This window comes from Pseudovibrio sp. POLY-S9, from assembly GCF_001431305.1.
GTDB lineage: Bacteria > Pseudomonadota > Alphaproteobacteria > Rhizobiales > Stappiaceae > Pseudovibrio.
On record NZ_LCWX01000164.1, the window covers coordinates 10,615 to 18,600 of the forward strand.

Consider the following 7,986-nt stretch of genomic DNA (forward strand, 5'->3'; position numbering starts at 1 on the left):
TCATTGGAGCCAACAGAGACGAAATCCACTTCCTTGTAGATCTCTTCAAGCTGGTAAAGCAGCGCCGGAACTTCCAGCATAACACCAAGTTTCAGCTCTTTAGGCGTATCATGACCGTGCTGGCGCAGATGCTTTAGTTCGCGCTCAACATAATCCTTCGCCTGCTGAAATTCAGAAACATCTGCCACCATCGGGAACATGATGCGCAAGGAGCGCCCTGCCCCTGCATGCAACATTGCTCTGATCTGAGTCCGCAGCAAACCCGGACGATCAAGCCCAAAGCGGATCGCACGCCAGCCCATGGCCGGGTTCTCTTCCTGCGCCAGACGCAAGTAAGGCAGAACTTTATCACCGCCAATATCAAGAGAGCGGAAGGTAACTGGCTTGTCACCAGCTGCATCCAGCACCTTGGAATACAGTGTGTGCTGTTCCTGCATTCTTGGGAAAGCAGAAGCCACCATAAACTGCAACTCAGTACGGAAAAGCCCAACGCCATCAGCGCCAGCATCTTCCATGCTTGGCAAATCAACCAGCAAACCAGCATTCAGCTGAAGCTTAACGTCCACACCGTCTTTGGTAATGGTTGGTTCATCCCGAAGCTGGCGATAAATTTCCTGACGCTTTGAGCGCAGTCGCACCTTGTCTGCAAAAGCTTGTTCAACATCATTCGCTGGACGAAGGAAGATCTGACCGATCTCACCATCCACAATGATGGCATCAGTCGCTTCCACCAGGGAAACAATGTCTTCAACCTGACCAACTGTCGGAATGCCAAGCGCACGTGCAACAATGGTCACGTGACTGGTTGGGCCGCTTTCTTCCAGAACGAGGCCGCGAATACGATCCCGGTCATAATCCAGCAGTTCAGCGGCGCCCATGTTACGCGCAATGATGATGGCGTCTTTCGGCAGATCATCTTCGCCGCTGTGGTTCTTGCCCATCAGCTCGCGAATGAGGCGGTGCGCCAGATCATCAAGATCATGCAGGCGCTCACGCAAATACGGATCTGTCTGTCGGAGCATCTGAGCGCGCGTATCGCTCTGAACTTTCTCAACTGCAGCTTCAGCCGTCAAACCATTGCGGATCGCTTCATCAATCTTCCGGATCCATCCGCGGTCATAGGCAAACATCCGGTAAGCTTCCAGAACTTCACGGTGTTCGCCGTGCTGGGAAAACTCACCGCTTGCCAGCATATGATCAAGCGACTGACGCAAGCGCGTGACAGATTCTTCGAGGCGCTTCTTTTCAGTGTCCGCATCCTCGGCAATCAGATTGGTGATAACCACACGCGGTTCATGCAGAACAACGTGGCCAAGGCCAATACCATCAGCAAGGGCGACACCCTTCAGATGCATCGGACGGATCACATCAATCGTTGTGCCTTGCTGTGCAATCGCTTCCAGCTCACCCGCTGCGACCATCTCCGCGATAACCATCGCGGTGGTCTGCAGGGCTTCTACTTCGTCTTCAAAGTAGGTCCGGTGGTCTTTGTTCTGAACAACAAGCACGCCAAGCGTACGTCCCGCACGCAGGATCGGCACACCAAGGAAGGAGTTGTAATTCTCTTCACCCGTCTCAGGACGATAGGCAAACGCCGGGTGCGCCTGCGCATTTGGTAGGTTGAGCGGTCTGGCATCAGAGGAAATCAAGCCAACAAGACCCTCACCAACCTTCAGAGAAGTATGGTGAACCGCGTCCTTATTAAGGCCCTCTGTCGCATACAGCTCAAGAACCCCATCCGCGCGCAAAATGTACACGGAACACACTTCCGCAACCACGTTTGCCGCGATCAGACGTACAATCTTGTCGAGCCGTTCCTGCGCATTAATCGGCTCCGCCATCACTTCACGAAGCTTACGGAGGAGTACGCGCGGTCCGGCCAAGCTGCTGCGCATGCTCCGCCCTACCTATAATTCTGCTGGCCTTTTTAACAGGCCACGTTGTGCCTTGGAAGTTGTCCAAGACACAACAATATTCTCGACAGTAGGAAACCTAGCCGTCAAGTCCGTATAGCGAATGGAGAGTACGAACCGCAAGTTCCGTATACGCGGAATCGATCAGAACAGAGATTTTAATCTCAGATGTCGTAATCGCGCGGATGTTAATCCCCTTCTCAGCCAGGCCTTCAAAACACTGGGCTGCAACACCGGCATGCGAACGCATACCCATGCCGATTACGGAAACTTTTACAACATCAGTCGCGCCTTCGATATTCTCGAAGCCAATTTCCTCGACGTTCTCCTCAATTACCTTGCGCGCACGCTCGTAATCACTCTCTGGAACGGTAAAGGTGATATCAGTCGTCTTCCCATCTGGTGAGATGTTCTGGACGATCATATCTACGTTGATGTTGCCTTCAGCCAACGGGCCAAACACTCTGGACGCAATGCCAGGCTTGTCAGCAACGTTGCGGATAGAAATCTGTGCTTCGTCTTTTGAGTAAGCGATGCCAGTGACGACTTGTTGTTCCAAAATCTCGTCCTCGTCGCAAATAAGTGTACCTACAGGTGTTCCGTCAGCGCTAATCTGCGGGGCATCCGGATCATCAAAGCTGGAACGTACAAACGTACGAACGCCGTGAACCATCGCCATCTCAACAGAGCGGACCTGCAAAACCTTTGCACCAAGAGAAGCCATTTCCAGCATCTCTTCAAACGCAACACGTTCCAAACGGGTTGCCTTGGCCACCACACGCGGGTCAGTGGTATAAACACCGTCCACATCCGTGTAGATATCACAGCGGTCTGCCTGAATTGCAGCAGCAATTGCCACTGCACTGGTATCAGATCCACCACGTCCAAGCGTCGCAAGCCTGTTGTCCGGGGCAACGCCCTGGAAACCGGCACACACCGCAACCTGTCCACGCTCCAGGCGTTCAATGAGAGTTTGACCTTCAATACTCTCAATACGCGCTGCGCCATGGGCTTCATTCGTACGGATAGGAATCTGCCATCCTTGCCAGGATCGCGCTTCCACACCCATATCTTGCAGCACAATCGCCAACAAGCCGGACGTTACCTGCTCACCAGAGGCAACAACCGCATCATATTCACGCGCATCATGCAGCGCTGCAGCATCTCTTGTATAACCGACCAAGGTATTCGTCACGCCAGCCATAGCGGACACGACAACAGCAACCTGGTTGCCTGCTTCCACTTCACGCTTTACATGCCGCGCAACATTTCTAATACGCTCTAGGTCGGCAACGGAGGTGCCGCCAAACTTCATAACCAAACGGGCCATCGCTTCCCAAATTCCTCCGAGGGCCTTTGTGATGAACCGATCATCACTACAAACGGCGCTAATCCATACAACTAGCGCCCTTCTATCGCAACCAGCGGCTTGACAAAAACCGCGATTAGACCCACCAGTACCGGGATGAAAGTGGAGAGTTGAGCTATGAGCACCGCGCAAAAACCAAGCAACGCCGCCAAAAACCCGGCACAAACCACAATCGACCCGGCGGAAGTTGCGCATTTCTCATCAATTGCATCGGAATGGTGGGATCCGACTGGAAAGTTTCGCCCTCTCCACAAATTCAGTCCAGTTCGCATCTCCTATATCAAGGAGTATGCCTGTGACCACTTTGGTCGAGACGAAACATCCCCTAAGGCATTAGAAGGCCTACGGATTTTGGACATCGGCTGCGGCGGTGGCCTACTCGCTGAGCCCATGGCTCGCATGGGCGCAACCGTTGTTGGAGCAGATGCATCTGAAACCAACATCAAAGTCGCCACACTTCATGCACAGCAATCCGGCCTCAACATCGACTATCGCGCACAAACCGCTGAATCTCTGGTTGAGGCAGGCGAACAATTCGACATCGTGCTCAACATGGAAGTCGTGGAGCATGTTGCAGACGTTCCACTGTTCATGAACTCCTGTGCAGATCTTGTGCGTCCCGGTGGAATGATGTTCGTTGCAACTATCAACAGAACTCTGAAAGCCTATGCCCTCGCGATTGTCGCGGCTGAGCGCGTTCTCCGCTGGTTGCCAAAAGGCACCCACCAATATGAGAAGCTGGTTCGCCCGGAAGAACTGGAAGCACCCCTCAATGAATCCGGCATGAACATTTACGAGCGCTGCGGTGTGAGCTTCAATCCGCTGACAGACAGCTGGTCCAGAACAACCGATCTGGATGTAAACTACATGGTAATAGCTCGAAAGCCAGAGTAGCAGCTGGCATCCAATTATTAAGGAGAATGAAAATGCCAGAAACAGCACCTGCCGAAACTGTCGCTTTCATTCCCGGCCTTACCAGCACCGGCACTTTGTTTGGCCCTCAGATCAACTCTCTGAAAGAGCGTCCAATCATCATTGCCGAAACCTGCGACATGGATTCCATTGAAGCCATGGCAAAGAGATTGCTGGAACACGCCCCGGAAAAATTCGCTCTCCTCGGCATGTCCATGGGGGGTTACGTCGCTCTGGAGGTGATTCGACTGGCTCCTAATCGTGTCAGCCGTCTTGCCCTCATAAACACCAATGCCAGAGACGACACTGCGGCCCAGACACAGCTTCGCCATACGCAGATGGAGATTGCAAGGAAGGGAGGCTTCCACAAAATCGCCTCCATGCAATACCCTCAACTTGTCCACCCTGCCCGCCACGACGATACAGCGCTTCGGCAAGTGGTTTTCGACATGGCTGCTGATATTGGCGCTGATAACTTCCTGAAGCAGCAAAACGCAATCATCAACCGCCGCGACCAAAGACCAGGTCTAACGGCAATCCAGTGCCCGACGATGATCGTCGCAGGCGAAGAAGACAGCTTACTTCCTCTGGATAGATGCCGCGAAATGCATGATGCAATACCAAATAGCAAACTTCACATCATCCCGGATTGCGGCCATCTTTCTACTCTGGAACACCCGGTCCACACCAGCGAACTCATTCAGGACTGGCTGGATACGTAGCTACGCCTGCAAATTTAACTAGTTCTTCAGAAAAAAGCCGCTGAAATCCCTTAGAATCCAGAATATCATTTTGCCAATATTAGCGCCTATAAACAGGAGGGTGTACGCGGCGTAAGTTACCGGCAAACGAGCTTCTTCCAAACTCCCTGATCGCTCGAAGAATATTGTCTCAAGACCTAGATCGCCGCCCGAGAACTTGATCAAAGTCCGGAGGAGACACGATGTTAAACATCGACAAAGAAATGAAAGAAGCAATGGACCGCTGGACCGTTGCGACAGATGGACTGCCTTGGCAAGGCTGGTTTTGGGCACAGGGCGGAGACCAACTTTCCAACACAGCGTTGGAGCACGCAATTTCCAACAACAAGTCCATGCTTGAGAACTATCAGGCAATCATGCACGCAAACATGTCCTTCTTTAACAAGCGCATGAAAGCCAACACAGATTTCGTTCAGGAGATCTGGGATTGTCCAACTGGCATTGAATTCTCAAAACTTGCCAGCGACTTCATGCAGGAAGCTTTTGAAGATTGCCGTCAGGAAGGCGCCCGCCAGATGAACCAGATGTCCTCTACAATGAAGGGCACGGTTTCCAAAACACAGAAGGCAACATCAGAAGCTTTGACGAGCATTGATGATTTGAAGGCAATGGCACAGGCCGCACCAACAAAAGTTCCGGCTAAACCTCGCCGTAGAGTGCCTCGCAAGTCAACAAGCACACGCAGCCGGGCAAAGAGCGCAGATAAGCCTTCCGCCCCCCGAGCCCCTGGCAGAAAAGACGTGTCAGCCTGATTGAGTAACAGAACAAAAAAGGCGCCCTGCTAAACGAGGCGCCTTTCGTTCTGCCATCATGACAGCATAAAAATTCAGTTGCGGTCTTCTGGCAGCACCGGCAGCGGCATCAGCTCAATACCCTCTTCCAAAAGCTCCTGAGCATCATCGGGAGTAGTTTCTCCATAAATCCCACGCTCTTCAGTTTCGCCGTAGTGGATCTTACGTGCTTCCTCAGCAAACTTGTCGCCAACATACTCTGAGTTGCTCACAACCTGTTTGCGGAACTCTCGCAGAGCTTCCACCAGCTCCTTTGCTTTCTCAGGAACCTTCTGCAGATCAACAGCTGGAGTTGTCGTGGCAACAGATTGCTCAGAACTTGCTGGCGCAGTTCCACCGCCGGGCTTTGGTTCACTCGTGGCCTTTTCTGTAGCTTTTGCCTGAGCAGCAGCAACGGCCTGCGAAACCTGATGTTCAACCTGAGCCTTCTTCTGGCTTCTCGATGTAGAAACATTCGGCGCCATCAAGCGTTTATGGACCGATGCACTGTCACAAAACGGGCACGTGACCAGACCTAATTCTTTCTGCTTTTCGTAATCGCCAGAATTCCGGAACCATCCATCAAATTCATGCCCATCATCGCAGGCAAGTGAATAGTTAATCAACTGACCATCTCCCCATTGAGGGAAACAGTTGCTACGGAAAACTCACGCGCATTCTTGATGGCTGGAACACGCCGACGTGCTTCATCCACTTTAGCCATGTCAAGTTCACCCAACAAAACACCTGGTGCATCATGATCAAGTTCTGCGATCACTTGCCCCCAAGGGTCAACCATTAAGCTGTGACCATAGGTCTGACGATCATCTTCATGTGTTCCACCTTGCGCAGCAGTCACAACAAAGGCACCGTTTTCAATCGCCCGCGCGCGTTGCAGCACATGCCAATGCGCTTCACCTGTTTGCTTGGTGAAAGCAGCCGGACCAGTCAAAACCTGTGCGCCAGCCTTTGATTGCTCGCGGAACAACGCTGGTTGACGAATATCATAGCAAATCGCCATACCAAGCTTGGCCACGCCTAGATCAACAACCGGAGACACATTGCCTGCGCTGTAGCTTTCAGACTCACGCCAGCTTTCTCCGTTTGGCAGATCCACATCGAACATATGGATTTTATCATAACGAGCGGTGATCTCGCCTTCAGGAGAAATCATAAAGCCGCGGTTGGCCAGTTTGTCATCTTCAAGCCGAATTGCCAGAGATCCGATATGGATCCAGATATTCAATTCATCAGCAAGCGAGCCCAGTTGTTTCAAAAATGGATCATCACTTTCGAAACTGGAGGCAGCAAGTTGCGCTTTGCGGCTACGTTCCAGCACATTGGTCATCTCAGGCGTTTGCACATAAACCGCGCCTTCAGCAGCAGCTTCTCTTATCAACGCCTCACAGGCATCAAGATTTTCGAACGGGTTACGTCCCGTTCTCATCTGGACACATGCAGCCACAAAACTTGTCATCAACTCTCACTTTCAAAGCGTAGTTTGCAATACGCTTCCTAAGCTTCTTTAAAGACCAACGCTCAGCAGACCATCAAGGTGTCCGCGGCGTTCCAATGCAAACAGGTCATCACAACCGCCAATATGCTCAGATCCGATAAAGATCTGCGGGAATGTGTTTGCACCATTTGCTTTGGCAATCATTTCCTTACGGATCGTTGGATCTTCGCTGTAGTTAAATTCTTTATAATCAACACCCTTCTCATCAAGAAGTCTTTTTGCACGAGCACAGAAGCCGCACATATCACGGGTGTAGATAGTAACTTGAGCCATATTCTTGTCCTTTGGATACACAGCGAAGGCCAATAGAAATTCAGCCATCAAAACTGAAGTCTATATGGCTCACGACCAAGTAAACCGCAAGTCCACCTCAACTCAAGTTGATCACTTCGTTATATCGCATAGGCAAAGACAGCCCCTCAACAACACTCAATCACTATCATCAGACATATTTTCAGGATCGACCAGAGCAAAAACAAGTACATCAACCTGTTCCGCACCTGCAGCCTTCAAAACCCGCGCACATTCTTCAACAGTTGCCCCTGTCGTCAGCACATCATCAACCAGCACCACATGAGCACCAGATACCTCTGACAGGAAATGATCCGCAACTGCAAAGGCACCTTTCACATTAGCTGTCCGTGCCCCTCGCTTGAGGCCGACTTGCTGGTTGGTACGCCGTGTTCGAACCAAGCCATCAAGAAGCACTTGCCCCTCTAAATGACGCCCGACATCGTTCGCCAGC

9 protein-coding genes are annotated in these 7,986 nt (G+C 51.7%); 3 read left to right on the forward strand and 6 right to left on the reverse strand.

Going from position 1 to position 7,986, the window contains the following annotated elements:
• Positions 1-1,895 (reverse strand): putative PEP-binding protein (locus PPL9_RS15040; protein ID WP_082596888.1); only part of this gene is annotated, 1,895 nt, incomplete at its 3' end.
• 97 nt (positions 1,896-1,992) lie between these two features.
• Entirely contained in the window at positions 1,993-3,243 is a 1,251-nt protein-coding gene (locus PPL9_RS15045; RefSeq protein ID WP_057463461.1) for an aspartate kinase, read from the reverse strand.
• A 156-nt stretch (positions 3,244-3,399) separates the two neighbouring features.
• Between PPL9_RS15045 and ubiG the strand changes: the two genes are divergently transcribed.
• The 3 genes from ubiG (at position 3,400) to PPL9_RS15065 (ending at position 5,707) form a co-directional block, all read left to right on the forward strand.
• Positions 3,400-4,176, forward strand: a complete 777-nt coding sequence (ubiG, locus tag PPL9_RS15050) for a bifunctional 2-polyprenyl-6-hydroxyphenol methylase/3-demethylubiquinol 3-O-methyltransferase UbiG (protein WP_057463462.1) — start codon at positions 3,400-3,402, stop codon at positions 4,174-4,176.
• A 32-nt stretch (positions 4,177-4,208) separates the two neighbouring features.
• Complete coding sequence (locus PPL9_RS15055) at positions 4,209-4,916, forward strand: alpha/beta hydrolase (RefSeq protein WP_208988473.1); 708 nt, start codon at positions 4,209-4,211, stop codon at positions 4,914-4,916.
• 221 nt (positions 4,917-5,137) lie between these two features.
• On the forward strand, positions 5,138-5,707 hold the full coding sequence (locus tag PPL9_RS15065) for a phasin family protein (protein WP_057463465.1): 570 nt from the start codon (positions 5,138-5,140) through the stop codon (positions 5,705-5,707).
• Between the two features lie 74 nt (positions 5,708-5,781).
• On the opposite strand, the gene PPL9_RS15070 is transcribed toward PPL9_RS15065, so the two are convergent.
• The 4 genes from PPL9_RS15070 to PPL9_RS15085 all read right to left on the reverse strand — a co-directional run.
• Positions 5,782-6,351, reverse strand: coding sequence for a DUF1178 family protein (locus tag PPL9_RS15070; protein ID WP_057463466.1), 570 nt, complete (start codon positions 6,349-6,351; stop codon positions 5,782-5,784).
• The gene (locus PPL9_RS15075) at positions 6,348-7,202 is read right to left on the reverse strand and encodes a carbon-nitrogen hydrolase family protein (protein ID WP_057463467.1); all 855 of its coding nucleotides are present in this window, start codon (positions 7,200-7,202) and stop codon (positions 6,348-6,350) included. Before PPL9_RS15075 ends, PPL9_RS15070 begins: the two co-directional genes overlap by 4 nt.
• Before the next feature lie 48 nt (positions 7,203-7,250).
• Positions 7,251-7,514, reverse strand: a complete 264-nt coding sequence (gene grxC / locus PPL9_RS15080) for a glutaredoxin 3 (RefSeq protein WP_057463560.1) — start codon at positions 7,512-7,514, stop codon at positions 7,251-7,253.
• 156 nt (positions 7,515-7,670) lie between these two features.
• Positions 7,671-7,986: phosphoribosyltransferase family protein (locus tag PPL9_RS15085; protein WP_161831316.1), on the reverse strand; the 316-nt coding region annotated here is incomplete at its 5' end.